At 43.3% G+C, this 25,068-nt stretch carries 27 protein-coding genes and 1 tRNA gene; 18 read left to right on the forward strand and 10 right to left on the reverse strand.

The annotated features are described in order from the left end of the window. Window positions 1-6: 6 nt before the first annotated feature. On the reverse strand, window positions 7-1,008 hold the full coding sequence (locus P2W71_RS25240) for an AraC family transcriptional regulator (RefSeq protein WP_276374199.1): 1,002 nt from the start codon (window positions 1,006-1,008) through the stop codon (window positions 7-9). 200 nt (window positions 1,009-1,208) lie between these two features. Between P2W71_RS25240 and P2W71_RS25245 the strand changes: the two genes are divergently transcribed. Beyond that, on the forward strand, window positions 1,209-1,811 hold the full coding sequence (locus tag P2W71_RS25245) for a diheme cytochrome c-553 (protein ID WP_276374200.1): 603 nt from the start codon (window positions 1,209-1,211) through the stop codon (window positions 1,809-1,811). 11 nt (window positions 1,812-1,822) lie between these two features. After that, window positions 1,823-2,335 carry a hypothetical protein gene (locus tag P2W71_RS25250; protein ID WP_276374201.1) on the forward strand — a complete coding sequence of 171 codons (513 nt, stop codon included), beginning with the start codon at window positions 1,823-1,825 and terminating at the stop codon, window positions 2,333-2,335. 196 nt (window positions 2,336-2,531) lie between these two features. Here P2W71_RS25250 and P2W71_RS25255 read toward each other — a convergent pair whose 3' ends face one another. Together P2W71_RS25255 and P2W71_RS25260 are read right to left on the reverse strand one after the other, a co-directional pair. Continuing rightward, complete coding sequence (locus P2W71_RS25255) at window positions 2,532-3,413, reverse strand: class I SAM-dependent methyltransferase (protein WP_276374202.1); 882 nt, start codon at window positions 3,411-3,413, stop codon at window positions 2,532-2,534. Between the two features lie 112 nt (window positions 3,414-3,525). Next, entirely contained in the window at window positions 3,526-4,575 is a 1,050-nt protein-coding gene (locus tag P2W71_RS25260; RefSeq protein ID WP_276374203.1) for a nickel-binding protein, read from the reverse strand. A gap of 163 nt (window positions 4,576-4,738) precedes the next feature. On the opposite strand from P2W71_RS25260, the gene P2W71_RS25265 reads away from it, so the two are divergent. Then, complete coding sequence (locus P2W71_RS25265; protein WP_276374204.1) at window positions 4,739-5,491, forward strand: glucose 1-dehydrogenase; 753 nt, start codon at window positions 4,739-4,741, stop codon at window positions 5,489-5,491. A 70-nt stretch (window positions 5,492-5,561) separates the two neighbouring features. On the opposite strand, the gene P2W71_RS25270 is transcribed toward P2W71_RS25265, so the two are convergent. Both P2W71_RS25270 and P2W71_RS25275 read right to left on the reverse strand, forming a co-directional pair. Further along, window positions 5,562-6,842, reverse strand: a complete 1,281-nt coding sequence (locus P2W71_RS25270) for a Gfo/Idh/MocA family oxidoreductase (RefSeq protein WP_276374205.1) — start codon at window positions 6,840-6,842, stop codon at window positions 5,562-5,564. A 207-nt stretch (window positions 6,843-7,049) separates the two neighbouring features. Next, window positions 7,050-7,448 (reverse strand): DUF5655 domain-containing protein, encoded by a 399-nt coding sequence (locus tag P2W71_RS25275; protein WP_276374206.1) that lies wholly within the window; start codon window positions 7,446-7,448, stop codon window positions 7,050-7,052. A gap of 131 nt (window positions 7,449-7,579) precedes the next feature. Between P2W71_RS25275 and P2W71_RS25280 the strand changes: the two genes are divergently transcribed. Continuing rightward, window positions 7,580-8,569 (forward strand): MBL fold metallo-hydrolase, encoded by a 990-nt coding sequence (locus P2W71_RS25280; protein WP_276374207.1) that lies wholly within the window; start codon window positions 7,580-7,582, stop codon window positions 8,567-8,569. Window positions 8,570-8,581: 12 nt separating this feature from the next. Here the strand turns inward: P2W71_RS25280 and P2W71_RS25285 are convergent, their stop codons facing one another. Continuing rightward, window positions 8,582-9,343: an outer membrane beta-barrel protein gene (locus P2W71_RS25285; RefSeq protein WP_276374208.1), complete on the reverse strand. Its 762-nt coding sequence runs from the start codon at window positions 9,341-9,343 to the stop codon at window positions 8,582-8,584. Between the two features lie 193 nt (window positions 9,344-9,536). Between P2W71_RS25285 and P2W71_RS25290 the strand changes: the two genes are divergently transcribed. From P2W71_RS25290 to P2W71_RS25300, 3 genes are all read left to right on the forward strand, one after another. Next, window positions 9,537-10,001 (forward strand): nuclear transport factor 2 family protein, encoded by a 465-nt coding sequence (locus P2W71_RS25290; protein ID WP_276374209.1) that lies wholly within the window; start codon window positions 9,537-9,539, stop codon window positions 9,999-10,001. 97 nt (window positions 10,002-10,098) lie between these two features. Beyond that, window positions 10,099-10,671 (forward strand): YkgJ family cysteine cluster protein, encoded by a 573-nt coding sequence (locus tag P2W71_RS25295; RefSeq protein ID WP_276374210.1) that lies wholly within the window; start codon window positions 10,099-10,101, stop codon window positions 10,669-10,671. A gap of 31 nt (window positions 10,672-10,702) precedes the next feature. Continuing rightward, window positions 10,703-11,227, forward strand: coding sequence for a hypothetical protein (locus P2W71_RS25300; RefSeq protein ID WP_276374211.1), 525 nt, complete (start codon window positions 10,703-10,705; stop codon window positions 11,225-11,227). On the opposite strand, the gene P2W71_RS25305 is transcribed toward P2W71_RS25300, so the two are convergent. Continuing rightward, entirely contained in the window at window positions 11,181-11,402 is a 222-nt protein-coding gene (locus tag P2W71_RS25305) for a hypothetical protein (protein ID WP_276374212.1), read from the reverse strand. The two genes, P2W71_RS25300 and P2W71_RS25305, sit on opposite strands and share 47 nt — an antisense overlap. Before the next feature lie 244 nt (window positions 11,403-11,646). On the opposite strand from P2W71_RS25305, the gene P2W71_RS25310 reads away from it, so the two are divergent. Next, window positions 11,647-12,192, forward strand: coding sequence for a DUF255 domain-containing protein (locus P2W71_RS25310; protein WP_276374213.1), 546 nt, complete (start codon window positions 11,647-11,649; stop codon window positions 12,190-12,192). Between the two features lie 116 nt (window positions 12,193-12,308). Here the strand turns inward: P2W71_RS25310 and P2W71_RS25315 are convergent, their stop codons facing one another. Together P2W71_RS25315 and P2W71_RS25320 are read right to left on the reverse strand one after the other, a co-directional pair. Beyond that, window positions 12,309-12,437 (reverse strand): hypothetical protein, encoded by a 129-nt coding sequence (locus P2W71_RS25315; RefSeq protein WP_276374214.1) that lies wholly within the window; start codon window positions 12,435-12,437, stop codon window positions 12,309-12,311. 151 nt (window positions 12,438-12,588) lie between these two features. Next, a complete protein-coding gene (locus P2W71_RS25320; RefSeq protein WP_276374215.1) occupies window positions 12,589-13,890 on the reverse strand; it encodes a tetratricopeptide repeat protein in 1,302 nt (433 codons plus the stop codon). 46 nt (window positions 13,891-13,936) lie between these two features. Here P2W71_RS25320 and P2W71_RS25325 point away from each other — a divergent pair, with 46 nt between their 5' ends. From P2W71_RS25325 to P2W71_RS25360, 8 genes are all read left to right on the forward strand, one after another. After that, complete coding sequence (locus P2W71_RS25325; protein WP_276374216.1) at window positions 13,937-14,392, forward strand: phosphoglycerate mutase family protein; 456 nt, start codon at window positions 13,937-13,939, stop codon at window positions 14,390-14,392. A gap of 162 nt (window positions 14,393-14,554) precedes the next feature. After that, entirely contained in the window at window positions 14,555-15,610 is a 1,056-nt protein-coding gene (locus P2W71_RS25330) for a ligase-associated DNA damage response exonuclease (protein ID WP_276374217.1), read from the forward strand. After that, entirely contained in the window at window positions 15,607-17,190 is a 1,584-nt protein-coding gene (locus P2W71_RS25335) for an ATP-dependent DNA ligase (protein WP_276374218.1), read from the forward strand. Before P2W71_RS25330 ends, P2W71_RS25335 begins: the two co-directional genes overlap by 4 nt. A 116-nt stretch (window positions 17,191-17,306) precedes the next feature. Then, entirely contained in the window at window positions 17,307-17,729 is a 423-nt protein-coding gene (locus P2W71_RS25340) for an OmpA family protein (protein WP_276374219.1), read from the forward strand. 418 nt (window positions 17,730-18,147) lie between these two features. Beyond that, a complete protein-coding gene (locus P2W71_RS25345) occupies window positions 18,148-18,834 on the forward strand; it encodes an ABC transporter ATP-binding protein (RefSeq protein WP_276374220.1) in 687 nt (228 codons plus the stop codon). Between the two features lie 6 nt (window positions 18,835-18,840). Beyond that, window positions 18,841-20,190 (forward strand): TolC family protein, encoded by a 1,350-nt coding sequence (locus P2W71_RS25350; RefSeq protein WP_276374221.1) that lies wholly within the window; start codon window positions 18,841-18,843, stop codon window positions 20,188-20,190. A 182-nt stretch (window positions 20,191-20,372) separates the two neighbouring features. Beyond that, window positions 20,373-22,373, forward strand: coding sequence for a 30S ribosomal protein S1 (gene rpsA / locus P2W71_RS25355; protein ID WP_276374222.1), 2,001 nt, complete (start codon window positions 20,373-20,375; stop codon window positions 22,371-22,373). A 146-nt stretch (window positions 22,374-22,519) separates the two neighbouring features. Next, window positions 22,520-22,590 (forward strand) — tRNA-Cys (locus P2W71_RS25360). 182 nt (window positions 22,591-22,772) lie between these two features. Here the strand turns inward: P2W71_RS25360 and P2W71_RS25365 are convergent. Further along, a complete protein-coding gene (locus P2W71_RS25365) occupies window positions 22,773-23,054 on the reverse strand; it encodes a helix-turn-helix domain-containing protein (RefSeq protein ID WP_276374223.1) in 282 nt (93 codons plus the stop codon). A 769-nt stretch (window positions 23,055-23,823) separates the two neighbouring features. Here P2W71_RS25365 and P2W71_RS25370 point away from each other — a divergent pair. Continuing rightward, window positions 23,824-24,402 (forward strand): AraC family transcriptional regulator, encoded by a 579-nt coding sequence (locus P2W71_RS25370; protein WP_276374224.1) that lies wholly within the window; start codon window positions 23,824-23,826, stop codon window positions 24,400-24,402. 80 nt (window positions 24,403-24,482) lie between these two features. Continuing rightward, a complete protein-coding gene (locus tag P2W71_RS25375; RefSeq protein WP_276374225.1) occupies window positions 24,483-25,067 on the forward strand; it encodes an AraC family transcriptional regulator in 585 nt (194 codons plus the stop codon). Window position 25,068: the final 1 nt, after the last annotated feature.

Below are 25,068 nucleotides of genomic sequence, written 5' to 3' on the forward strand. Positions count from 1 at the left end.
TAACTTTTATTTTAATTCTGAAGGGCTTACACCGAATCGTCGCTTAAAGGCGCATGAAAAATGATTCGGATTTTTGTAGCCGACTGTTCGTGCAACTTCTGTAACCATCAATCCATCCTCACGAAGTAACTGCATGGCATGATCCATTCGCAATTCACCGATGAACTCAAAAATGCTTTTCCCAAAAATCTTTTTGAAAAGGTTCATAAGCTTATTGGTATTGGTTCCGAATTGTTTCGCCAACGTCGACAAGCAGTGATCCTCAAGAAACGTTAGTGTAAGATGCTCCTTCAGTTGCTGGATAATTTCGATATCCCGACGATTTGCCACCGGGTGTTTAAAAGCTTCTTCCTTATAAAAAAGCGTGTGCATTTGTATAAGAATGATTTGGATAAGGCTTGTTTCAATCATCATTTGTCCAAGTTTACCTTCCATCGGACAATTCAAAATATTTTTCAAAGCCTGCTCCTGCACCAGCGTGAGGGTCGGGAACCGTGATCCTATGATTCTTTCTTTTTTGCTGATACGGGTTTTCAATGTATCAGCCCATTGTTCATCAGGAAGGAATTGCAAAAAATAATCAGCGGTATAAGACAAATGTATAAAGTGCAAATCTGTGTTCGCTTCACACGTATGAATGAACTCGTTGTTCGGATCAAACTTAAAGTTCTGAGACAAGTTGGTTGACCGGGGTCCCTCTGTCTGACCTGGCAACATAGACATAACGTTTCCCTTTATGAACAAACAACTACCAAGCAAATCAATACCGGCACCCTGCTGATTTGTAAAAACTGCATTGTCAATAATTTTTCCTTCAAACAATCTCAATGAAAAATTGGGAAGATACATGTCATAGGTCTTCATCATGGAGACAGGACCATCAAAGTATTCCTCACCTTCTTTTGGTGTAGGTAAGAATTTCCCTAGCGGAATGGTAGCATTTTGGGAAGCTGAAACAATTGGAATGTTGGGATTATCGACCGAAACGTAATTCGTAGCAAAGCTCATGGTTTGTAAATAAGCGAGATTCGTTTTGTTACCGGGATAGACCCCTTTCACGTAAAATGGGTGAATAGGTTACAAATCGTTGTGAAAAAACGATTGTTCCAGATTCCTTTCAAAAAATGATCACGCGTCTTAAATCCTCTTTTTAGCGTAGGCTATAAACTTCAAGCAGGCCGTATAACATCCAAAAATTAAAACAAACAATGAAATCAAAAGTATTTAGCGGCCTTGTATTCGCCAGCTTGTTTACATTCTTTAATTGTTCCGGCCCGGTTAAACAATCCGACAATGTTGAAATCAAACCAGCCAAGTCTGAATTATCAGAGAAAGAATTAGTGGCACGTGGCAAATATTTAACCACCATTGGTGGATGTAATGATTGCCATTCGCCAAAAGTTATGACACCGCTAGGGCCTGGTCCTGACACCACGCGTCTGTTATCAGGTCATCCGCAAAACGAAAAACTTTCAAAGATCATCAATACACAAGACTGGATTCTTTTCAATAATGGAGCTACGGCTTTCGTAGGACCATGGGGGGTGTCATATGCAGCAAACCTTACACCCGACGAAACCGGTATTGGTAATTGGAATTTTGAACAATTTGTAACCGCCATACGGAAAGGAAAATCTAAAGGGCTTGAAGGTAGCCGTCCATTGCTTCCTCCTATGCCTTGGCAAATGTACCAGGTCATGACCGACGAAGATTTAAAAGCGGTATTCACCTATTTGAAATCTTTGCCCGCGATTATCAACCGCGTACCAGATCCAATAGCACCTAATCATTTAATCTCGCAGTCAAAATAACGTATATAAAAATGAAAACATCGATCATCCTCTTATTCGCTTTAAGTATGACAATTGCATCTTTTAACACAATCAAACCGGAAGAACGCATTACAAAAGCTGATGCCGCCGGTGAGCGTATGGCCCAGACCGTTGTGTCGGCATTTCAGCACCGTTCTCTCCAGGAATATGCGACGTTGTTCCCTGCAGTAACAACATTTCATGAGATCATGGAAAAAAATGCTGCGTTGTACGGCGACCATTTGAACGAAGCCAAGGAAGATTTTGAAATGCAATACACACGCGAAGTCCTGCCTGCCATGAATCAATCTTTTAAATCCATCATTGCACAGGGAATGAAAGCTGGTATTGATTGGTCTACCATAAAGTTGCTTGACGTGACATTCAATCAACACCACGGTGAACAAACAACTTCAGCAGTAATCACATTCGCATCCAATGGCAAGGAATATCAACTTGAGTTCGGAAAAACAATGTTCTTGAATGGTGAATGGAAAGTGACCCAATATGTGAAGTTGATTTAGTTTTTTTGATAACACGAAGGTCACGAGAGGGAGCCCGCGTAGGCAACAGAAGAAATTCTGTGCGCCTCGCGGGTTTTTAGTGGGCGCTAAAAAGGACGCAGGATTACCTGCCTCCTCATCTAAATAGCCATTATGTCAATATCCTGCGACAGCCATCACCACAACATTTCCTTAACACGTGCGATTTTGTTAAGCATTAATGGTTGGCCTGGAGCTTTTCTCCTACTGCAATAATCATTTCACATGGGCCCACAAAGGATCCTCCAACCTCAAATGCAGAAAGTGCCTCTTCAATTTCATTCCACACAGAATTTTTGGCGCTCTCCGACAATGAACTTAACATCTGATGAAGCGCTCCAAATGATTCTTTTTCAAATTGAACACACTCTTTTGCAGAAGACATTATAACGGGCGCAGAGATAAGCTTGGTTTTAATATTATTAAATCCGGCTTCTTCGAATGCGTCTTGGATAACGCCGGGTGCGCCCAAGCTAAATGGCCCGGGTTGCCCAGACACCGGAGGTGGGAGGTTCGCGCGCTTACGAATGATAGAAACTGGTATTGAAAAGAATTCATTTTTGTCCGCGGTAGAATACACAATCGCTCCTATTCGCCCACCCGGTTTTAATACCCTCCATGTTTCTTTTAGTGCTTTTTGCTGATCTGGAAAGTAGATTAACCCAACTCGTGAAAAAACGAAATCAAACGTTTCATCGGGTAAGGTCAGATTCTCCCCGTCCATCACCTTTGTTTCAATATTTTTCAGATCAACCTGCCGCGCCATCATGTTGGCAAACTCGAGGATGTTCGGAGAAATATCTGTTGCCAAAACATATCCAGTTGGCCCTACCTTCCTGGCTGCGAAGGTGGTTTGCTCTCCTGCGCCAGCAGCGATATCGAGTACCTTTTCACCGAGAGTCAAGTTTGCTAAATCAAACAACTCTTCTGTTGCTTTTCCTAGCCATCGGTTAATCGCAGGAGTCCAACGATACCAGGCTTCTGCCGCTGATTGCCATTGTTCAAATGTCGTCTGCTTGTATTTGACTGCGTCAAATTTGTTTGTTGTTGCTACCTCCATCTGTTGAATCGTTTAAGTTTGATGAAGGCAAGTTGGCGAAACGGAGATCAGCAGTCTCCTACAATTCAATCAATTCATTGTACAAATCTTTCATTCTAAAGTCTTCCATACGCTACCGGCCTTTAAGCTGATCCAAAGGTGAAGTGCCAAATCGCTTCCTGAAACTTTTAGTAAAGTATGATGGGCTGTTGAAGCCACTTTCAAAAGCAATCTGAGCGACGTTGCCAAATTCCTGGTGAAGTAGCCTTAATGAGTTTCTTAGTTTCAACTCTTGAACAAATGCATTGGGGGAATATCCTGTTAAACCAACAATCTTGCGGTATAATTGGGCCTGACTGATGCCGACTTCCATGCCAAGTGTTTCAATGCTAAACGTCCCCCCAGAGAGGGCTGAGCTTAACACAGGCATGATGGATCGGATAAATTTTTCGTCAGCAGGTTTTAATCTTTCAATGTTTGATGTGCTCCCTTCAGATGCTGATAGTGTCACAGTTGAAGTCTGAGAGCAGATAATGATCTTACCGTTCTTACAAATGTCGCAAATCCAATCGCCAAGTTGAATGGCGTCAGCAAAGATACTATCACGTTCTGTTACCGGGGCACCAGAACTGATTCCTATTCGAATTTCAAAATGATTTTCCATCCTATCCGCTAACGCGCTTCGAAACGCTTGTGCACATTTTAGCGCATCAAAAGCATTATTAAAGACGAACCTCATTCTCCGTCCCTTGAACGATACTTCTCGTCCACCCATCTTCTTCGCAGTTTCTTTCAACTGTATAAATGGATAAGCATCATTTGCTCGAGCGAATAATTCTGCAACAACAATGCTGCGATTCCCCGGGTCGAGAACGCCTTCCATATGTTCAGCAATGTCGAACTCATTTGGCCTCCCATCGCCCATGAAAGTCTGATAGTCACCGCCCTTCAATTCAATGATGTTACAAGCCATGTTGCCGTGCGCTGCGCGATGCGTAGCGATACAAGATTCTTTATCAGGTGCCTCCATCAAACAAAAGACTAGGCCTGCTTCTTCGTTGATCCAATATTGAATAAACCGCACGCCATATTTTGCCTGCGTCTTCAGATCGGCAATGTGGTTGTGCTTGATTTCTTCGATGGTCGGTTTAACCGCATAATCACCCGCCTTATGTAAATCCATGAAAAGAGGCATGTCCAATTGGCTTTAACACTAAATTTAAACTTATACAACGCAACCTCAAAACCGACGGGACACTTTTGAAAAAGACGACCAGCGACTTTTTTCCTGCCAGATTTTATACTCTCACAAAGTCAGGTTAATTTGAATTTCATTTTTATCAGCCATGAGATTCAAAAACAAAATTGCCCTCGTTACTGGCGGAGGCCGGGACATCGGCAGAGCCATTTCAATGAAGCTGGCGTCGGAAGGCGCCAAAGTAATTATTAATTATAATTTATCGAAAGATGAAACGCAGATAACAGCTGACACCATCACGGCTGCAAAGGGTGAAGCTGTCATCTTCAAGGCTGACCTAACCAAGGCTGACGAAGTACAAAGTTTGAAACGTTTCTGTGAAAAGACTTACGGAGGCAAAATCGATATCCTCATCAATAACGCCGGGGGAATTGTTGGCCGTAAAAAGTTATCCGAACAAGATGAAGATTTCTATGACACTGTGATGGACTTGAATTTCAAGTCCTTGTTTTTAGTCACGCATGCTTTCTATGTTATTATTCCTGCAGGTGGATCCATTGTAAATGTTTCGTCACAGGCCGCGCGCGATGGCGGCGGCGCAGGTGCATCACTGTATGCCGCTTCAAAGGGCGCTATCACAACCTACACCAGGTCACTGGCCAAAGAACTTGGTCCATCCGGAATCCGTGTAAATGCAGTCTGTCCAGGACTGATCAGCACGACCTTCCACGATAAGTTCACTGCCGCTGATGTTCGCCAGAAAGTTGTTGCTGCCACACCCCTTCGCCGCGAAGGAACGTCTGAAGATGTAGCAAACCTGGTGGCTTTTCTGGCGTCGGATGAATCGTCGTTCATCACCGGTGCCAACTATGATATCAATGGGGGTACAGGCTTATATTAATTACACATTGATAAATTAAAAGTTAACAGGACTGCCTATTAACTTTTAATTAACCTGTTCCTTAACTCGCTTACGCTTTATCAAACTGAGCCAGGTTTAATTTTGGATCGAGTCGTTGGTTAGAAGCAACCAAATCACTCCAAGTCATTTGCTTCTTCTGCAGAGCAGCCTCTCTTCCCAGAATCGCAGCCAGCGTAGAGTCTGCGCCCGATCGGGTTTCATTCAGATATTTTCCGGATACGATGCTGTCGATAAATGATTTTTCTTTGTTAGCGTCTGCATCATGCAGTGACGAATCAAACATTCCGGCAGCCTGTTGTTCAGGCGTCAATTTACTTTCTCCTTTTGTGATACCGGAGTCCCAACTGTTGTCGCCTTTGATAAAAACTCCGCCACTGTAATGTGCTTCCGCGAAACCTTTGGTACCCAAGAATCTGCAACATACATCCCCAAATTCAGGACCCACTTTAGTGGCATGAACGGTTACATTCACATTCTTAGGATATCGGTAAATAACCTGGTAGTTGTTCCATACATCCCCAACGGTAAGGCCATGCTCATTTCCGCCACTGGCAATAGCTTGTTCAGGATGACCTTGAAGCGCCCAATTGCAAACATCGATCATGTGTATCGCCTGGTCTAAAATAATATCTCCGCACAATGCCCGGAAGAAATAATGATTGCGTATTCTATATTCGTCATCAGAAACGTTGCTCAGTTCCTTGATTTTTGTTGCAGACGACAAATAATACAGCTGTGCATTGACGACATCACCAATTGCACCTTCGTGGATTTTTTTAACCATACCGACGTACGGACTGGCATGGCGAATCTGAAACCCTACCACCACACTTTGTTTGCCTTTTACCCTTTCGCCTGCCTTTACAATTCGGTCACACCCTGCTACATCTGTGGCTACCGGCTTTTCACAATAAACATGCTTCCCCGCAGCAACAGCAGCTTCCAGGAATTCAGCGTGCGTATATGCAGGGGAGGAAATCAAGACGGCATCCACATCTTTATTTTCAATGAGCCGCTGATATGCTTTAGAACCTTGATAGATATTGGATGACTTTATAGCCGGGAATTTCTTAGCGGCATTCAGCTGATCGAATGTTTTATTGGCGGTTTGTAACTGATCTTTAAAAAGGTCAGCCATGGCAATGATGTTTGTGTTGGTATGTTGCGACATCGATGATATTACAGCCGTGCCACGGGAACCACACCCGATAATTCCGACCCGTACAGCAGAATTAGCTTGCGTTCCAAAAACAATTCTGGGACTTAAAATAGTGAAGGCTGAAATCGTTGCTGCTTGTTTTAAAAATGTTCTTCTTTCAATTTTAGTCATAGCTGTAAATCTTTTTTCTGGTTGTATTTTTTGTTAAATGATTTCCATTAATAACGTATAGCATACACGTAATTCATCATGTCCTTTTGTGCCCAGCCTTGATGAAAAGAAAAGCCGCATTACAATCTACAAAGTCTTTCGTAAAGGTCTATTACCGCACCAAAAAATAAATAGACACAAACACACCATTGGGTTTGTATTGGTCAATTAGGACTCTGACTTGTAAGCCAACGCCATGAATCGTTTTACTTCAGCATTAATGTCCTCCGGGTGTAACATCCGGAAATGATGATTGAATTGTTGCTTGCCCGGTACCTGCGCAATCTTCCGAAAGCATAAATTCTCGGGATAAGGTTTGTCGAAGGGAAATACAACATCGATGAAGTTTTTGCCCAATTGTATCACGTAGGCTATCCTGGTTTTAGCAGCAATGGCAATCATGGATTTGGCAGGATGGACCGTCACTTTGCCTACCTGCTGATAACTTTCAACAAAATGCCAAAATAAGGCAACGGTGTGGGCCGATTTTTTATCAAGAAAATCCGCCAGTACTTTATCCCCGCAGGAATGTACCTGGTTTGTGTTTAAGAATTTTTGATTACACAAGGGGCAAATCCACATACAATAAAAATAACACTTATCCGACTTTGAGAAAAATACTTTTACATTGTCAACACATCGTTTTACATCGAGGTTGAAGATTGAGTTTTACGGCACAGTTTTATAAAATTACAAACTTGACTTATCATAAAAATCCAAGTCTTAAAACGATCAAGCCAGGCTGGCTGGGTAATGCTGTGGATCACAGGCAACGTTTTATCAATCATGAATTTCCGTTCGAATCAAAATTGCGCGATGTATTCAAATGGATAACCACAAAAAATCCTCAAAAAAAGGAAAAGAAATCAGATGCCTTCCGGCTCAATCATGTCTACGATACTTCCTTCCTGCAGCATAACAATGATTGCGTTATTTGGCTCGGCCATGCTTCATTTTTTATTCGCCTGGGTGGCATCAACTTATTGATTGACCCTGTGTTCTTTGATGTTCCGTTGGTAAAAAGATATTCGCCACACGCATATACTCCGGCGTTATTCAATACATTGGACTACCTGCTGATCTCACATGACCATCAGGACCACTGCCAGGAAAAGTCCATTCGCCAGATTGTTGACCAGAACCCGAAAATGAAAATACTTACCGGCCTGAACATGGAGAGTCTGCTACGGCCGTGGAGTAAAAACGTTTCCATCGAAATGGCAGGGTGGTATCAGCAATATGAAACACAAGCAGAAATTTCCATTTACTATTTACCATCCCGCCATTGGTCAAAAAGGGGGTTAACAGACGAAAACCAAAGGTTGTGGGGTGCTTTTTGCGTTCAATCGAAAGATAAAACCGTTTACTTCAGCGGCGATTCCGGGTATGGCAATCATTTCCAGGAAGTGCAAACGCTTTTCCAAACCATCCATGTCGCTATCATAGGCATAGGTGCTTACAAGCCCGAATGGTTCATGCATCCCAACCACGTTTCTCCCGAGGACGCGGTAAAAGCATTTAATGATATGAATGCACAAATTTTTATCCCGATGCACTACGGAACGTTCGATATCAGTGATGAACCTGTAGGCGAACCGTTACGGATGCTAAAGATCCTCGATGGCGAGGGAAAAATAAAGGGTCAATTACGACCCTTACAACCCGGAGAAATTTTTGAAACGTTCTGATTCTTGAAAAGATCAGCGGCTCGCCAGCCGGTAAATAACACCTAGCCTGTACTCCATCATTTCTACCATGCTGCTATAAACATAACCAACATGATGCTCATGGATGACCTGCGTCCGGTTGTTGATAAACCTGGCTACCACATCGCTGTCGGGATTATGTGCATGCGTTTTTTTATCAACGTTCATGTATTGGACAGTTCCACCTTGCGTCATGTGTGCACTGATATCAAAAAACAGCATATCCGATTTCATTTTTCTGAAAAGGGTGGAAAAATCTATTCGCATGCCCGCACCTCCACTTGCCATGAATGTGCCATCCGAAAGCAGGTGATCAGACTCCAGCGGATGACAGCCATCGGCATCTTCCGGATCTTCGATCGTTAAGTTGGTACGATACCAGGAGTATCCAAACTTTGCGCTAAAGTAGGGGTTGATAATTTTTTGAGATCGCAGGAAGAATTTTCCCGTAACCAATAAGTTAGAGAAAGCATTGGTAACAATAACATTCGTCTCTGTCACGGAGCCATCGTCAAAAGTATATTGCTGCCTGGTTTTATCGTGGCCATAAGCGTTGTAAGAGAATTCCGCGCCAACGGCAAAAGGCGCTTTAAACACCCTGGCGCCCTCGAGCGTAATCCCGAAACCCTGATCAATATGCTGTTGCATGCCACCCATAGGCCGGGTGTAATTAAAGTTCGTTCCCATTTCCCAGCCCTGGCTGTATGCGGCTGTTGCTGATATTGCAATCAATAAAATTAGTATCGGTGTTTTCATATAGTTGGTTTTGCGTTTTGAAAGCGGAGCACGTGGTTTAGAATTATTTTCGGCAGCGCTCAGCTCATTAAATTCTCCTGTTAGACAATGCTGCCATGACATTTCTTATCTTTCGTTTAATTACGAATTTCGAACGAATAAGGATATTAAAAGATAAACATAAAGTTTGTAAGTCGGAAGATTTTACGAGTCTATGGATCAAAACAACAAAGATTTTATCACCAGGTTTTATTCGGCGTTCCAGACGTTGGATTATGAACACATGCAGAAGGCGTATCACCCGGAAGCCCAATTCACTGATCCCATTTTTGGAACATTAAATTATGAGGAGGTCAAGGCCATGTGGAAAATGCTGCTTACCCGCGGGCAGGATTTGCAAGTAGCTTTTAGTAACATCGAGGCAACGACGACAACAGGTAAATGCCGGTGGGAAGCATGGTATAAGTTTTCAAAAACCGGACGCAATGTTCACAACATCATCCATTCGACGTTCGAATTCAAAGATGGAAAAATTTATCGTCAACGCGATGCGTTCAGTGTATGGCGGTGGTCGCGTTATGCGTTGGGTGTAGCAGGAATATTTCTCGGATGGAGTCCATGGATTCAAAATGAGATCAAACAGGGCGCACGCGAGAGCCTAACGAAGTTCATGAAATAGGACTGCCACCACGCCTTGCAAGGCGTCACCATTTATTCGTTCACCAACGCAGCCTATAGCGCTCAAAACGTCAAATCAATTCGGTAACTTTACAGCTGTGGATTTACCTGAGAAAATCAAGGCTGTAGAGGAGGCGTTTTTACATCTGGACAACGAGATTGCTGCTTTCCAATCATGGTCAGGCTTGGGATGCAAGATTGGTTGTGGAAGATGCTGTTTTAAGGCAGACATTGAAGCTACCGTCCTGGAATTTCTTCCGTTTGCCCATTATCTGTATGAACAAGACCAGGCTTTTGAGTGGCTCGACAAAATAAAAACAACAGATGCTACACTTTGCACCATTTTAAATCCTTTGCAAGGCGGTGTAGGAATGTGTTCTCAATATAAACATCGGGGTTTGATCTGCCGCTTGTTTGGGTTTTCCGCGCGTACAAACAAATACGGCCGTAAGGAGTTAATTACATGTCAGATCATTAAAGAGGAAAACGCGAATGCTTTTAGTCACGCAGCGGCGAAAATTGAAAGCGATGAAACCGTTCCCGTCATGAGTCAGCATTATATGCGGCTGCATGCCATCGATTTTGAGTTAACGCGTGAATTTTTCCCGATTAATGAAGCAATTAAACGCGCTATTGAAATTACATTGCATTACTATGCATATAGGTCGTAGATATTGGGTGATTACCGTATGTTTTTTCTGCATGGTTGTATCACATGCTGCCTCGGCACAGCGTGCAGATTCACTTCTCAGTACATCGCCGTTCCATCGATACTGGACAAAACAACGCGTGGTCCCCAAGGTCGGTGTAGGCATGCAGGAACGTGCTTTTTTTGAGCTTGGTTTGGCCTGGCACCATATCTACAAACATCCGCTTACGTTATTGTCTAAAGGCCCCTATTGCACTGTCGATATCTTTGTCAACAACGGCAATTTTTTGATGGGCCCAAAAATCGGTTATGAATTTACCGCTGGTGTATTCGGCGCCGCGATCGATGTCACCTATTTCATTGATCAGAATTATGGAACAGAGGATAAAGATAGAACGGCCTGGGTAACGACACCAAAAGTCGGGCTCAGTGTACTGGGCTTCGCCGATATTTTTTATGGATATGAAATTCCGATTTCCAGTGACCGGATCGACACCATTTCACGAAACAGGTTTTCGATAGTTTTTAATCTCAATAGGGATTATTTCGACTTGAAAACAGCACCCCGAAAGCGTTGATGTACGCTTCCACCTGCACTTTTTTAACGCTATAAAATTTGGAGAGCGCGGGAATTGTAGAAGTTTTAAAAGATGCATAGGCCGGTTTCCGGATCCACAACGTAAAGATCACGATCAGCGCGACGGCGATGCCAGCAACCAGCGTAAGTTCTTTATATGTAAATCTGTTCTTCATCCTAATTTGTCTTTGGCGAAAGCCATGCCATGGGCGAAAAACCTTTTATTTCTACCTTAGAACGAGTTTTTTCCCATAAGATTGTTCAATCCCGAACACCGCTTCTTAACTTTCGTACAATCGAATACCCAACTTTCGGGCAACGGTTACACGTACCATTCAGGAAAAGATTAAAACGTGCAGGATCTCTTTTCTGCCTAGATTTGTTAAGCAACCGAAGTAGGAACACATCATTGGAAATATTATGAGGAAAGCTTTCGCGATACTTGGTTCTGTAGTTATGTTAACGTCGCTTACAGCGATGACTTGGATAGATACACCGGCTGCCGAGGGTCAGGTAAAATGGTTGACATTTGAAGAAGCCGTAAAGAAATCTGAACGTGAAAAACGTCCCATTTTTGTCGACGTATACACCGACTGGTGCGGCTGGTGCAAGGTAATGGATAAAAGTACGTTCAACGATCCGGAGGTTGCCAAGCTGTTGAATGAGAAATTCTATGCCGTGAAGTTTGATGCCGAACAAACCGGCGATGTTGTTTTTAAAGGGAACACATTCAAGTTTGTACCCAGTGGTTCTAAAGGGTATCATCAATTAGCCGCTGCGTTGTTAAACAATCAAATGAGTTATCCTACCGTCGTTTTCCTGACGGAGAATTTCGAAATGATTCAACCTTTGCCGGGCTATCGCAAAGCGCCGGAATTTCACAAAATCGCCCAGTTCATTGGCGAAGGTCATTATAAATCGGTGAAGTGGGCAGAATGGGAAAACCGGTATGCTTCCCCTTATTAGCCCTGAATACCGCGGATTGAATGGCCCGGCCGAATGATCCCGATCTCATAACATCATAAAAAAAAGCCCTGGCAACGCGCCAAGGCTTCTTTACTTACGATCGAATATATCTATCGTTAATCCTTTTTCTCGCTTTTCTTTACTTTCTGAAAGTCGACGTAGCCCATTGCTGCTGCAAAGCCCACAATAACCGCTACAATGGCTATAAAAATGTTAGCACCGTCACCTATGTATTGCTCAAACATATTGAATTATTTAGGCCTCAAATTTATACGGTTGGGGCTAAAACGGAAAGGATTCTTCCAAATAATTAGCCTTACCGTCGACGAACAACAGGCACACTAGTACACGGCCACATTTCCAGAACAAATTGTTGCGTGCAATACTGCGGAGGGTTTAACGCCCATCTACCGCTGGCTTAGTCCGCTTCTTAATGATCTTCTTCTTTGATAAATATGCCAGGTTTAATCCTCCAATGACCAGGAATGCCCCCATGATGACAAGGATAATAAACAACCTGCTGTTTCGCAGCTCCAGCTTCGTGATTTCACCTTCCTGCCGAAGCATGTCGTATTCTTTTTCCTTTTCCTGGAAGTCAACCACCATTTCCATTTGGGCGATCTTCCGTGTGCTTTCCTCTCCGTAGATCTTCTCGCGGGCCTCATCATATTTTAACTGCATCTCGTAGGCTGTCTTCCAATTACTCTGTGTCGCATAATTCTCGGCCAGCGCTTTATAGATGGAGGGCTTTACGGCGTACGCCTGCAATTCGTCCGATAATTTTTCCGCGTCATTCAGGTACTGCTCTGCAACTTTGGGCTGCCTGGCCTTTGTAAAGGTGATGCCAAGGTTCGTCAGTACATTGAGCGTACCCAGTGTGTTGCCAGCTTCGCGCTCAATCGCCAGCGCTTTTTCATATTGCTCCACCGCACGCTGATAGTTTTCCTGTCTGAAATAAATATTTCCAAGGTTGACCAGGGGGTCAGCGAATTTCATCCCGATTTTTTCACTTAACTGCGACGCCTGTGTAAAATACTTTATTGCCTTTTCAAAGAGCTGAATTTCAGTATTGATATTTCCCAGGTTGTTCATAGAACCGATGATTCTCTCCTGGTCTTTCAGCTCGACAAATAAATTATAGGATTCCTCCAGGTATTTCATCGCCTGCCCATATTCCTTTTTGATGGAGTAAATGGTGGAGATATTGTTTTTGGTAGTCGCGATTCCCTCTTTATTCTGAAGCGTCTCATAAATCTTCAGTGAAATGATGTAGTACTCCAATGCTTTATCAAAAGCACCCTGGCTACGGTAAATAATGCCGAGGTTGTTGTAGGAGGCTGCCATCCCGCGCTGGTCGTTGATTTCCGTTGCCAGGTTCAACGCTTCCTTTGAATAACTTAATGCCTTGATTGGATCTTTCTGCAAATTTGCCCGGAAAAGCTCATTCAAAGTCTTTACTTTTTTGTCGTTTTTGGCAGTATCGAGAACAGCTTGCAGACTGTCTATTTTCTGAGCAGAAGCAACGAAAAAAAAGGAGACAACGAAAATAAGGCTGAGTAAAGCTTTCTGATGCATAATTGTCCGAATGGCAAGGCTAAAATTACTAATATTCTGGAAACCCCCCGTTGATGCGATTATTATAAATAATTTGAATCCATTAACGGGAGAACTTACCTTCAGATTCAAATAATGTAACATGATACGACATTCTTGCCTGAGCTTTTGCATTTGCTGTCTCCTACTTATGGGGTGCAAGGAAAACGACCAGATAACAACGTTTATATTGCTGCGACACGCCGAAAAAGGAAATGATGGGACGGAAGATCCGGATTTAAGTCTGCCAGGCATTGAACGTGCCGAACGCCTCAAGCTGCTTTTGCGGGAAACTGAAATCAATGGTATCTACGCTACACAATTCAAACGGACTAAAAACACCGTCGCGCCGCTAGCCCTCGCAAAAAATCTCGACATCCAGTCCTATGAATCCTTTAAAGCTGAAGAAATCGAAAAAATGCTTGACAAGCACCAGGGAGGAACGGTTGTGATCTGCGGACATTCCAACAACATTCCCTGGACTGCGAACCTGCTGCTTGGAAAAGAAACCTATAAAGATTACACCGAGAACGAATATGGCATCATGCTTATCCTCTCCGTTGTGAAAAAAGGTAAGGTTGCCAAGGTCACAAGGTTGGATTGGTGAATGGCCATAAAGAAGCACGGTGTAAAAATTGCCGGTCAACGTCGACGATTACATGCGAAGATTACACGCTCGTCTCTCGATTACACCCTCAGGCACAGGTTCACGGCTTAGTGCTCCAAATCATTTTCCTCCCTCCACCTGTTATAACATAAAATCCTGAGCATGGCATTACTCGAATTTAACGACAGCGGTATTTATTGTCGCAAAGCAGGTGTGTACCTCGATCCATGGAAACCTGTAAAGCGGGCGTTGATCACCCATGGCCATTCAGACCATGCAGGCTGGGGGCATGAACAATATCTTTGTACAACATCGGCGAGTCCTGTCATTCGCCACAGACTTCAGCTTTCAAGTCAACTGCAGACCATCGGGTTTGGCGAAACAATCCATATCAACGGTGTAAATTTTTCTTTTCATCCTGCCGGGCACATTCCAGGATCTGCTCAAATAAAAGTTGAATGCAATGGCGAGGTTTGGGTATTTTCCGGCGACTACAAATTAGAGCCGGATAATCTCTCAGAACCTTTTGAGCCTGTAAGATGCCATGTATTTATTTCTGAATCGACATTCGGTCTCCCTATCTATAAGTGGAAGCCGCAGCAGGAAGTTTTTGCCGAAGTAAATCAATGGTGGAAAAAAAATCAGGAGGATGGAAAAGTTTCTGTGATAGCAGGTTATTCCCTGGGGAAAGCGCAGCGCATATTGCAAAACATAGATCCTTCTCTTGGGAAAATTTTCGTACACGGTGCGGTCGACAACATCACCAATATCCTCCGAACACAATTGGGTACACTCCCTCCTACCATTCGTGTTACTTCTGAAATGAAACGAAAAGATTTTGATGGAGCACTCGTGGTATGTCCGCCGTCGGCAATAGGCTCACCGTGGTTGCGCCGGTTTGATCCTTACTCATTGGGTATTGCGTCGGGCTGGATGAACTTGCGCGGCGCGCGAAGACGCAGAGGAGCAGACCGTGGTTTTGTGCTCTCCGATCATGCGGATTGGAACGACCTCAATAAGGCTGTCAGGGAAACAGGTGCGCAGCGGGTATTCGTCACGCATGGATACAGTGAGCCCTTTGCCCGCTGGCTAACCCAACAGGGAATCGAATCCAGTGAAGTTAAAACGCAATATGAAGGCGAGCTAAGCGAAATCATAGAAGGTGCAAATGCCGAAAGCGGCGACAATAGTAACGAGACAACAGCGAACGTGGTATGAAATATTTTACGCAACTGTTTACCACGTTAGACCAAACCACAAAGACGCTGGATAAAATAAAGGCGTTGGCGTCATACTTTGAGAAAGCGAACGACAGGGATAAATTGTGGGCCATTGCATTGCTTTCACACCGGCGTCCAAAGCGATCTGTCAATGCCACGCTGCTGGCACTGTGGGCCAGTGAACTGTCACATCTACCGGAGTGGCTATTTGTTGAATGCCATGCTGTCGTCGGCGACCTGGCGGAAACCATTTCGCTGGTCTTGCCTGAGCCAACGGAGGTCTCCGATCAAACATTAACCGAATGGATTGAATTCATTAAAGCACTGGAGCCGCTCACTGTCGACCAAAAAAAAGAAAAGATCTTATGGGCATGGAATCGCCTTGAGCCCATGCAGCGCTTCGTGTTTAATAAACTGATCACGGGAGGATTCCGGATCGGCGTCTCCCAGAGCCTGATGGTAAAAGCTTTGGCAAAACATGCGGAGGTAAAAGAAAATGTGATCGCCCATCGCCTCATGGGAAACTGGTCACCGGAGTACAACAACTTCCAGGAATTGGTTTTGTCCGACGACACGCTTGATCTCTCACGACCGTATCCATTTTATCTGGCCTATGCGTTGGAGGGTGCGGTGAGCGACCTGGGCAATATAGAAGAATGGCAGGCAGAATGGAAATGGGACGGCATCCGCGGACAAGTAATTGTTCGTGACCGCGAGTTGTTCGTGTGGTCGCGGGGAGAAGAACTGGTCACCGACAAGTACCCGGAGTTCACCGTCATGCTCGACCTGCTTCCCGATGGCACTGCCATCGATGGAGAAATTCTGCCCTTCAAGAATGATCTGCCGTTGCCTTTCAGCAAACTGCAAACAAGAATTGGAAGAAAAACGCTGTCACAAAAACAGTTGAAGGAAGTACCGGTGGCTTTCGTCGCCTACGACTTGCTCGAATGGAAAGGAGAAGATGTACGCGAATGGCCGCTGAGCGAAAGACGAAATCAACTGGCACAACTTTGTTCGGCACCGAGCTCGGTATTGCGGCTGTCGCCTACCATTACCGTTGATTCGTGGGAAAGCCTCGCAGCAGAGCGAACACGTGCCCGCGAGCTGTTCAGCGAAGGCATTATGCTGAAACGAAAAAGTTCGGTGTATCGCGCCGGTCGACGCCGGGGTGATTGGTGGAAGTGGAAAATAGATCCGTTTACCATTGATGCTGTACTCATCTACGCCATGAGCGGTCACGGCCGAAGAGCCAACTTGTATACCGACTATACCTTTGCCGTTTGGAAAGATGATCAGCTTGTACCGTTTGCCAAAGCTTACAGCGGTTTGACAGATGAAGAGATCAGGGCCGTGGACCGATGGGTTAAACAAAATACCATTGAAAAATTCGGCCCCGTCAGAAGTGTAAAGCCAGCGTTGGTTTTCGAAATCGCATTTGAAGGTATTGCCAAATCTACACGGCACAAATCCGGGATTGCCCTTCGGTTTCCCCGCATCAACCGCTGGCGGAAAGATAAACCCATTCAGGAAGCAAATACGTTACAAGATTTAGAAAAGGTACTGGAAAATAATAGTTAGGGTCAACGTCCATGGTTTTGTGAGGCACTATTAAGCATGAATGTCACCCGGCATCACAGGGGGAAAAACTTAACATCGGTGGCGCGCGACTCGCAACTTTTTTTTAAATTTAATTTATGGTTCGGCAACTGCTTTTAAGTGCATCGATTCTGCTGCTGAGTCTTACGGTGAACGCTCAGCACAGTCAGGATGAAATCCGGAAAAGTATTTTCTTCGGGGGCGGCAGTTATTATGTGGATGAATACCAGATCGAAGAACTGTACGACTGGCTCGACTCCATCCCGAACCTGCTTGAAAAATATGATATCCATTTGATCAGCCACACCGATCCCATCGGTGGAAAGGAATACAACGAATGGCTTTCTAAAATGAGAAGTGAAGCCGTGCAACACATCATCCTGAACCGCGGCGATATCTCCGAACGAAAAATCTCCATCAAAGACTGGGGCCTCGACAATCCCGTTTACAACAACAAATCGTACCAGGGTATGCAGATGAACAGACGGGTAGATGTGATTTTGTATCCGATTATTTTTTAAAGGTATTAGGTGAAAGGGTATTCGGTGATCAGGTATTCGGTAATCGGTATCTGTCTTAGCGGGCGTTTAATTTATCCAAATTCGCGGGCCTCCTCTGCCTCAAATTGTTACTATACTTTATTCCCCTTCATATCGCACACGGTAAGCACCACCACCTCATTACCGATTACCTGATCACCAGATTACCTATTACCCGATTACCGAATACCTGCTTACCCTTTACCTGATCACCCGATTACCGATTACCCTATTACCTCCCAACGCTATCCGAAATCGGACACCGATTTGCACAAGCGGACGAATCGTGCTAACATGTAATCTAAATTACCGGTGTCTAAGCACTCTGGGGCCTTGGCATTATTGTTGGCTTTAAGGCCATCCAAGGGCTAAACCATCGGTTTATCAAACCCTTAAACTCATGATCAAACTACAGGACATCGACAAGTACGTGGACTCACGTTTTCAGCGCACCTTCGTTTTGAAAGGTGTTAATCTTCAAGTAGAACAAGGCGAATTTGTAACCATCATGGGACCCAGCGGTGCCGGCAAATCCACGCTGATGAACATCATCGGTATGCTGGATGAACCCTCCGCAGGTGAATATTATTTCTTCGATGAGCCGGTACATAAGATGAAAGAGAAACAGAAGTCGGATATGCACAAGAATTATATCGGCTTCATCTTCCAGGCTTATCACCTCATTGATGAACTGACGGTATACGAAAATATTGAGACACCCCTATTGTATAAAGGTGTCAGTGGCGCACAACGTAAAAGCATGGTGGCAGAAATGCTCGACCGCTTTAACATGGTTGCCAAAAAAGATTTATTCCCCGAGCAACTCAGTGGCGGTCAGCAACAGCTCGTAGGCGTTGCACGCGCCATTGTGGGCCAGCCAAAATTATTATTGGCTGATGAGCCTACCGGTAATTTGCATTCCGACCAGGGCAAACAAATTATGGAGATCTTCAAGAAGCTGAATGATGAAGGAATTACCATTATCCAGGTAACACACTCCGAAGAAAATGCGCGGTATGGAAAAAGAATTATCCAGGTAGCGGATGGTTCTGTGGTAGAAGATGGTGTAGTGGCTGAAAGAATTTAATCGTATATGAATAAAAGGATATTTATTGTTTTGATTTGTGCGTTTGCCCTGACAAAAGCTGTAGCGCAGGACAACGCCATGCCTAAGCTCACTTTTAAAGAAGCCATTAAGATAGGACTTCAAAATAACGTCCTGCTTAGCCAGCAAAAGAACCAGTTAGAATATACCCAAATCAATAAAACCTCCTCCCTCCTGCAGTTGGGTCCCTCCGTCGACGCAAGCGCAAGCGCATACCGTGCCGATGGAAATTCATTTAACCAGAATGAAGGAAAGGTTGTCAATGGTAAGATCGATTACATCGGTGCGAGCATCGATGCTTACATGCCCGTGTTCAATGGGTTGAACGTACTTAACCAACACCGGCAGGCAAATAATTTAAACGAGTCTCAGCTTCATAGAGTGAACCGGTCTACCCAGGACGTCATTCGTGATGTGGCAGCCCAATACCTGACATGCTTATTAGACCAGGAGCTGATCAAAATAGATGAAGAAAACGTTGCGACCCAAAAATTACAGTACGAAACTATTAAAGCACAGGTGGACCTCGGTAGTAAGGCAGAAGCCGATCTATATAACCAGGAATACCAGGTAAAGAATGCAGAGCTTTTACTGGTAAGGTCCAGGAATAAATTGAAGAATGATATCGCCACCCTTGCCCTAACCGTACAAATCGATCCGACCGTATATTTCCAGGTTGAGGAAGTCGATTGGGATATCAACACACTCGTTGCTGACAGTCTTTCGATGGAAGAGTTACTGGCAGTGGCCGAAAACAGAAGAAGTGATCTTAAAGCAGCCACCTACAGCGAAAAAGCAGCGCGTTTTGGCTACGCATCCTTTAAAGGCCGGTACATGCCAAATTTGACAGCAGGCATATCGTACGGATCGAAATATAATTATATCTACGGCGACCCTAATCGCACATTCAACCAGCAGTTTACCGAGGATAACACTAACCTTAGTTATGGATTGCGCCTTACCGTTCCGATATTTTATGGCTTAAGGTACCGTGCGCAGGCAGCCCAGTCGAAAGTATTGTATGAAAATGCAAAGATCACCACTTCCAATGCAGAGGTTACGGTTAAATCAGATGTTATCAGGGCAGTGCAGAACTTCAGGGATACTAAAACCAGCTATTTTGCATCTGATGCGCAATTAAGGGCGGCAGACATGACGTACAAATTGGAAAAAGAACGCTACGACCTGGGCATGTCCAATATGGTGCAGCTGACCACCACCAATCAGGCGTTGGTGAAAGCAAAAGGCGACTTCCAAAGCGCAAAGTATAACCTGATGTTTCAGAAACTGCTCATTAACTATGCTACGGGCACGTTAAAGATCGAGGATATTCCTTAGCCACCGTTGACCTGCCGAACATAACTTCATCGGCAGATATTAGCTGGTATTCAAGCTTTTTCTTACTTTTGCAGCCCCGCTCAAATGAGCAGGGCTGTGGCCTGAATTTTAATCGGACACAGTATGTAAAACCAAATTTGCAGCAATACGCCCGCTTGCTGCATGTACCCAGGGCAATTCTAATGGCAAAAGTTAATAAACCAGGCGAAAGACCCAGAAAATCTACTGGAGAATCTGAAGAAGCCAAAGCCGCCAAAAAAGCTAAAGAAGAAAAAGTCAACAAAATTGAGATCGACGAAGATGATCCTTTAGCTGAGATTAAATCACTCCAAAAGGAAGAAATCGCCACCGAAGCAATTCCTGTTTCCGAACTGAAGAAAGCAAAGTACGAAAAGCAAGTTCCTGGTGAATTTGACTTCGATTCATTCGCTTCAAAAGGATTTGGCGAAGGCTATTCCAACGACAAACGTGCTGAAATGGAGAAGATGTACTCCGGCACAGTTACCTCCGTCGATACCGGAGAAGTAGTAAAAGGAACCGTTGTTGGTATCAATGACCGCGATGTGATCCTGAACATCGGCTTTAAATCAGATGGTCTTGTGCCGCTGGCCGAGTTCAAAGAAATGACCAACCTTAAAATTGGTGATGTAGTTGACCTCTTTATTGAAGAACGTGAAAACGCAATGGGTCAGCTCGTCCTCAGCCGCAGAAAAGCGAAGCTAGTGAAAGGTTGGGAATATGTACAAACAGCATTAGACAAAGATGAAGTCATCGAAGGTTTTGTAAAACGCAGAACAAAAGGTGGTCTTATTGTCGATGTATTTGGAATCGAAGCGTTCCTTCCTGGTTCACAAATCGATGTGAAACCTATCCGTGATTTTGATATTTATGTCAATAAATCCATTGAAGTAAAAGTTGTTAAGATCAATTACACCAACGACAACGTGGTGGTATCGCATAAAGTGCTGATCGAAAAAGATCTTGAACAACAAAAAGCTGTTATCCTTACCAACCTTGAAAAAGGCCAGGTACTGGAAGGTGTGATCAAGAACATGACCAACTTCGGTGTATTCATCGACTTGGGTGGTGTTGACGGATTACTCCATATCACTGACATCAGCTGGGGACGTATCAACCACCCTGAAGAAGTTCTTAAGCTTGACCAAACCGTTAAGGTGGTTGTGCTCGACTTCGATGGTGACAAGAAGAGAATCTCTTTGGGTATGAAGCAACTTACGCCTCATCCTTGGGATTCATTACCTCAGGAAATTCAGATCGGCTCTAAAGTTAAAGGCAAGATTGTTAATGTTGCCGACTACGGTGCTTTCCTTGAATTACAACCAGGCGTTGAAGGCTTGATTCACGTAAGTGAAATGAGCTGGTCACAACACTTGCGCAATCCGCAGGACTTCATGAAAGTTGGTGACGAAGTACAGGCTGTAGTCCTCACGTTAGACCGTGATGAACGCAAAATGTCCCTCGGTATCAAACAACTTACCGAAGATCCATGGACAAGACAAGATGTTCTCAGCAAGTATGCTGTTGGAACGAAACATAAAGGTATCGTTCGTAACCTTACCAACTTCGGCTTGTTCATCGAGCTGGAAGAAGGTATCGACGGATTGGTACACGTATCAGACTTGAGCTGGACGAAGAAGATCAAACACCCTTCTGAGTTTGTGAAAGTAGGCGATACAATGGATGTGCAGGTGCTGGAGCTTGATGCTGCTAACCGCAGACTTGCCCTGAGCCACAAACACATGGAAGAAAATCCATGGGATACTTTTGAAAATATCTTTACCATCGGATCAGTACACAAGTGTACCGTGATCAACAAGAACGATAAAGGAGCAATCCTTGAATTGCCTTATGGTATCGAAGGTTTCTGTGCAGCCAAGAATTTAGCGAAAGAAGACAACTCCAAAATTGAAGTTGGCGAATCGCTTGATTTCAAAGTGCTTGAATTCTCTAAAGACGACAGACGCATTGTATTGTCACACAAAGCAATCTGGTCTGCAGACGAAGAAAAGCAAGCAGCGGCGGCGAAGAAAAAACCTACACAATCAAAGAGCTCTATTCAATCGATCAATCAGCAAAGCGAAAAATCTACATTAGGAGATTTGGAAGCGTTGAGTGCATTGAAAGAAAAGATGTCTGGTGGTGGAGGAGAACCAAAAGAATAATCTTTGTAAATAAGAAAGATGATCTCGCGAAATCGGGATCATCTTTTTTTATACCGTTGCAAGAGACGTTGATTTACTTATTTTTGTAGCGAATTATTTTGCTGCACGAATCAATCAAAGAATCAGCAAACTTATAACAATTAAAAGGTCTCGTGGCCGAGTGGCTAGGCAGAGCTCTGCAAAAGCTTCTACAGCGGTTCGAATCCGCTCGAGACCTCTGGAAACCTCGGATACGATTTGTATTCGAGGTTTTTTTATTTTGCAGGGTAACAATAAGGGTAACAAAATTTACTTTTATTATTCCAATAAAATACCATCCTGCTTTTTAAAATCAGAATAATCGCTCTCTATAAAACCCACCGAATGCTAGTTTTCCTTGTTCTGATTCTTAGGATTAGCCTAAAGAGCACCTATGAAATGCTCGATGATATGCTTAGGATAAAGGACACGCCTGCCGGATCTTTTGGGAATTAAACGCCCCTGAATTTCATATTGACGAAGGGTGGGTAAAGTAATACGAAGGGCTTGTGCCGCTTCCTTGCGTGTATAAATTTTAGGCTCTTCTCGAATATTATCAACGTGTGCTTTAATGGTTTTAGTTACTGTCTCGATAATGACCAACTCTAATTTATTTATAACCTCTTGCGGCAATTCAATTCTTAAATTAATTAAGTTTTCCATGTGCTTTTGTTTCAACTGCCATGGCAAGTTGGCATAATCCCTTTTTTTAAGTTCACACCATGATACCAACTTCAGACGAATTCTTCAGCAACAGCGCAGATAGGAAGATTTACCTAGCTCCCTACCCGCTGCGTTCATTAAGAATGTTTGACTAAAAAAGTAAAAGGAGTTTGTCAAAGTAAATCACTGGCTAATAGAAGCTCTGCTCTATCAATGATTCAATTCTTCAAAGCTAAATTTTAGAAATACTTCGCAGTGGAATAACCAAGTGACCGTATCTACGGAAAATTAATTTTAAGAGAAAATTGAAAAAAGAAGTGATGAAAGGGATAGATCCTGATAACTTATAAACAGAAGAGAACCCGCTGGAATTAAAAGTTTCAAAGTTTCTTCCTTGGATTTCCTTTCATTTCCTAGAATGAATCTGAAAACCGTTTTTGTTGCCACTTTTTCCGCAATTTTCCACCGAATTTTGCCTCAAATTTGCCTCAAATCATCTATGTTTTTATGAAGTTGCCTCAAAATTGCCTCAACTTTTGCCTCAAAATTAATTAGACCAAATTAGTAACTTTTTCTCTTTTTTTTTATCGATGGCGCTTAGTCAATCCGTTGTTATATTTCAGTGACGCTGATCTTTGATTAAGATTGTTTGGAACGTATGCCAGTTACACTCGATTGTAGGCGGAAGAGAAATACCTAGAATTCTATAATTGTTTCATACAATTATATAAATGAAAATGGTTGCAAATCCCGATCTTTAACTCCAATAATGACAACTCTCTATATAAAGAACATGGTCTGTAACCGCTGTGTGATGGTGGTTAAGCAAGAATTGGAAAGGCAGGGCTTTCATCCTGAAAAGATTTCATTGGGAGAAGTAACCATAAGGGAGGACAATCTTACCGATAAACAGCAGGATAAACTGGATTCAGCGCTGATCACCCTTGGCTTTGAAAGAATTGACGATCGAAAGGCCAGGTTAATCGAAGCAATCAAGAATAAGATCGTCAATATGATCCACCATACGGACAAAGTCGATACAAAGTTCAACTGGTCTAGTGTGTTGTCCGAGGAAATGCACTACGAATACAACTATCTAAGCAACCTGTTTTCCGGCGTAGAAGGGATAACCCTTGAACAATATATCATCAGGCAAAAAATTGAAAAAGTCAAAGAATTACTTTTCTATGACGAACTCAACCTTAGCGAGATCGCAAATAAACTCGGATATAGTAGTGTTGCTCACTTATCTGGGCAGTTTAAAAAAATTACCGGCTTCACTCCCTCGGAGATGAAAAAGTCAAGGAACATTGATCAAAACAGAAAACCGTTAGATTCTATTTCTTAAAACTCTATAAGTCTTTCCGGCAATTTTATAAAGCCATTTTAATTCAGTCAGACGTTCTTTGTTATATAAATTCAAAGTTTATGACAACTGAAATTTTAATCAAAGGAATGGTTTGTGAAAGGTGTGTTTCTGTTATCAAAGATGGGCTTACCGCGTTAGGTTACAAAATAAATAAAATTAGTCTTGGAAAACTTTTCATTGAAACCGAACTAAATAAAAATGATCAAAGTAGAGTTGAATACTTTTTAGCTGAGAATGGTTTTACATTGATTTCAAACAGGCAATTAAGAATTGTAACACAAGCGAAAGAATTGATTGCTGACGTTTTTAACAAGAATACAAAGTATGATTCGAATCTGAAATTCTCTTCTTTGTTATCAGAAAACCTCCACATGAATTACGACTCTATCAGCGCGTTGTTCACAGAATTAGAAGGAATTACACTAGAAAAATATATCATCGCAAAAAGACTCGAAAAAGTAAAAGAGCTGCTGGTTTATACTGAATTTACACTTACGGAGATTGCCTATATAACCGGCTTCAGCAGTATCAATCACCTTTCCCGGCAGTTTAAGGAACTCACCGGGTTTCCTCCTTCTCATTTCAAATCCGTAAGACAATCCAAGCAAACGCTTTCAGGAAAAACAACTGAAGGCAATCTTTAAA

Origin of the sequence: Chryseolinea sp. H1M3-3 (assembly GCF_029360725.1) — a bacterium.
Classification (GTDB): domain Bacteria; phylum Bacteroidota; class Bacteroidia; order Cytophagales; family Cyclobacteriaceae; genus Chryseolinea.

Excerpts from the sequence above, each read along its gene's own strand:
- P2W71_RS25340 (WP_276374219.1), top strand. The coding sequence starts at position 17,307 with ATGGTTCGGCAACTGCTTTTAAGTGCATCGATTCTGCTGCTGAGTCTT.
- P2W71_RS25320 (WP_276374215.1), bottom strand. The coding sequence starts at position 13,890 with ATGTTACATTATTTGAATCTGAAGGTAAGTTCTCCCGTTAATGGATTC.
- P2W71_RS25375 (WP_276374225.1), top strand. The coding sequence starts at position 24,483 with ATGACAACTGAAATTTTAATCAAAGGAATGGTTTGTGAAAGGTGTGTT.
- P2W71_RS25255 (WP_276374202.1), bottom strand. The coding sequence starts at position 3,413 with ATGGAGGTAGCAACAACAAACAAATTTGACGCAGTCAAATACAAGCAG.
- P2W71_RS25245 (WP_276374200.1), top strand. The coding sequence starts at position 1,209 with ATGAAATCAAAAGTATTTAGCGGCCTTGTATTCGCCAGCTTGTTTACA.
- P2W71_RS25265 (WP_276374204.1), top strand. The coding sequence starts at position 4,739 with ATGAGATTCAAAAACAAAATTGCCCTCGTTACTGGCGGAGGCCGGGAC.
- P2W71_RS25270 (WP_276374205.1), bottom strand. The coding sequence starts at position 6,842 with ATGACTAAAATTGAAAGAAGAACATTTTTAAAACAAGCAGCAACGATT.
- P2W71_RS25315 (WP_276374214.1), bottom strand. The coding sequence starts at position 12,437 with ATGTTTGAGCAATACATAGGTGACGGTGCTAACATTTTTATAGCCATT.
- P2W71_RS25365 (WP_276374223.1), bottom strand. The coding sequence starts at position 23,054 with ATGGAAAACTTAATTAATTTAAGAATTGAATTGCCGCAAGAGGTTATA.
- P2W71_RS25350 (WP_276374221.1), top strand. The coding sequence starts at position 18,841 with ATGAATAAAAGGATATTTATTGTTTTGATTTGTGCGTTTGCCCTGACA.
- P2W71_RS25370 (WP_276374224.1), top strand. The coding sequence starts at position 23,824 with ATGACAACTCTCTATATAAAGAACATGGTCTGTAACCGCTGTGTGATG.
- P2W71_RS25305 (WP_276374212.1), bottom strand. The coding sequence starts at position 11,402 with ATGAAGAACAGATTTACATATAAAGAACTTACGCTGGTTGCTGGCATC.
- rpsA (WP_276374222.1), top strand. The coding sequence starts at position 20,373 with ATGGCAAAAGTTAATAAACCAGGCGAAAGACCCAGAAAATCTACTGGA.
- P2W71_RS25310 (WP_276374213.1), top strand. The coding sequence starts at position 11,647 with ATGAGGAAAGCTTTCGCGATACTTGGTTCTGTAGTTATGTTAACGTCG.
- P2W71_RS25325 (WP_276374216.1), top strand. The coding sequence starts at position 13,937 with ATGGGGTGCAAGGAAAACGACCAGATAACAACGTTTATATTGCTGCGA.
- P2W71_RS25345 (WP_276374220.1), top strand. The coding sequence starts at position 18,148 with ATGATCAAACTACAGGACATCGACAAGTACGTGGACTCACGTTTTCAG.
- P2W71_RS25330 (WP_276374217.1), top strand. The coding sequence starts at position 14,555 with ATGGCATTACTCGAATTTAACGACAGCGGTATTTATTGTCGCAAAGCA.
- P2W71_RS25300 (WP_276374211.1), top strand. The coding sequence starts at position 10,703 with ATGGTTGTATCACATGCTGCCTCGGCACAGCGTGCAGATTCACTTCTC.
- P2W71_RS25290 (WP_276374209.1), top strand. The coding sequence starts at position 9,537 with ATGGATCAAAACAACAAAGATTTTATCACCAGGTTTTATTCGGCGTTC.
- P2W71_RS25285 (WP_276374208.1), bottom strand. The coding sequence starts at position 9,343 with ATGAAAACACCGATACTAATTTTATTGATTGCAATATCAGCAACAGCC.
- P2W71_RS25335 (WP_276374218.1), top strand. The coding sequence starts at position 15,607 with ATGAAATATTTTACGCAACTGTTTACCACGTTAGACCAAACCACAAAG.
- P2W71_RS25260 (WP_276374203.1), bottom strand. The coding sequence starts at position 4,575 with ATGGATTTACATAAGGCGGGTGATTATGCGGTTAAACCGACCATCGAA.
- P2W71_RS25250 (WP_276374201.1), top strand. The coding sequence starts at position 1,823 with ATGAAAACATCGATCATCCTCTTATTCGCTTTAAGTATGACAATTGCA.
- P2W71_RS25240 (WP_276374199.1), bottom strand. The coding sequence starts at position 1,008 with ATGAGCTTTGCTACGAATTACGTTTCGGTCGATAATCCCAACATTCCA.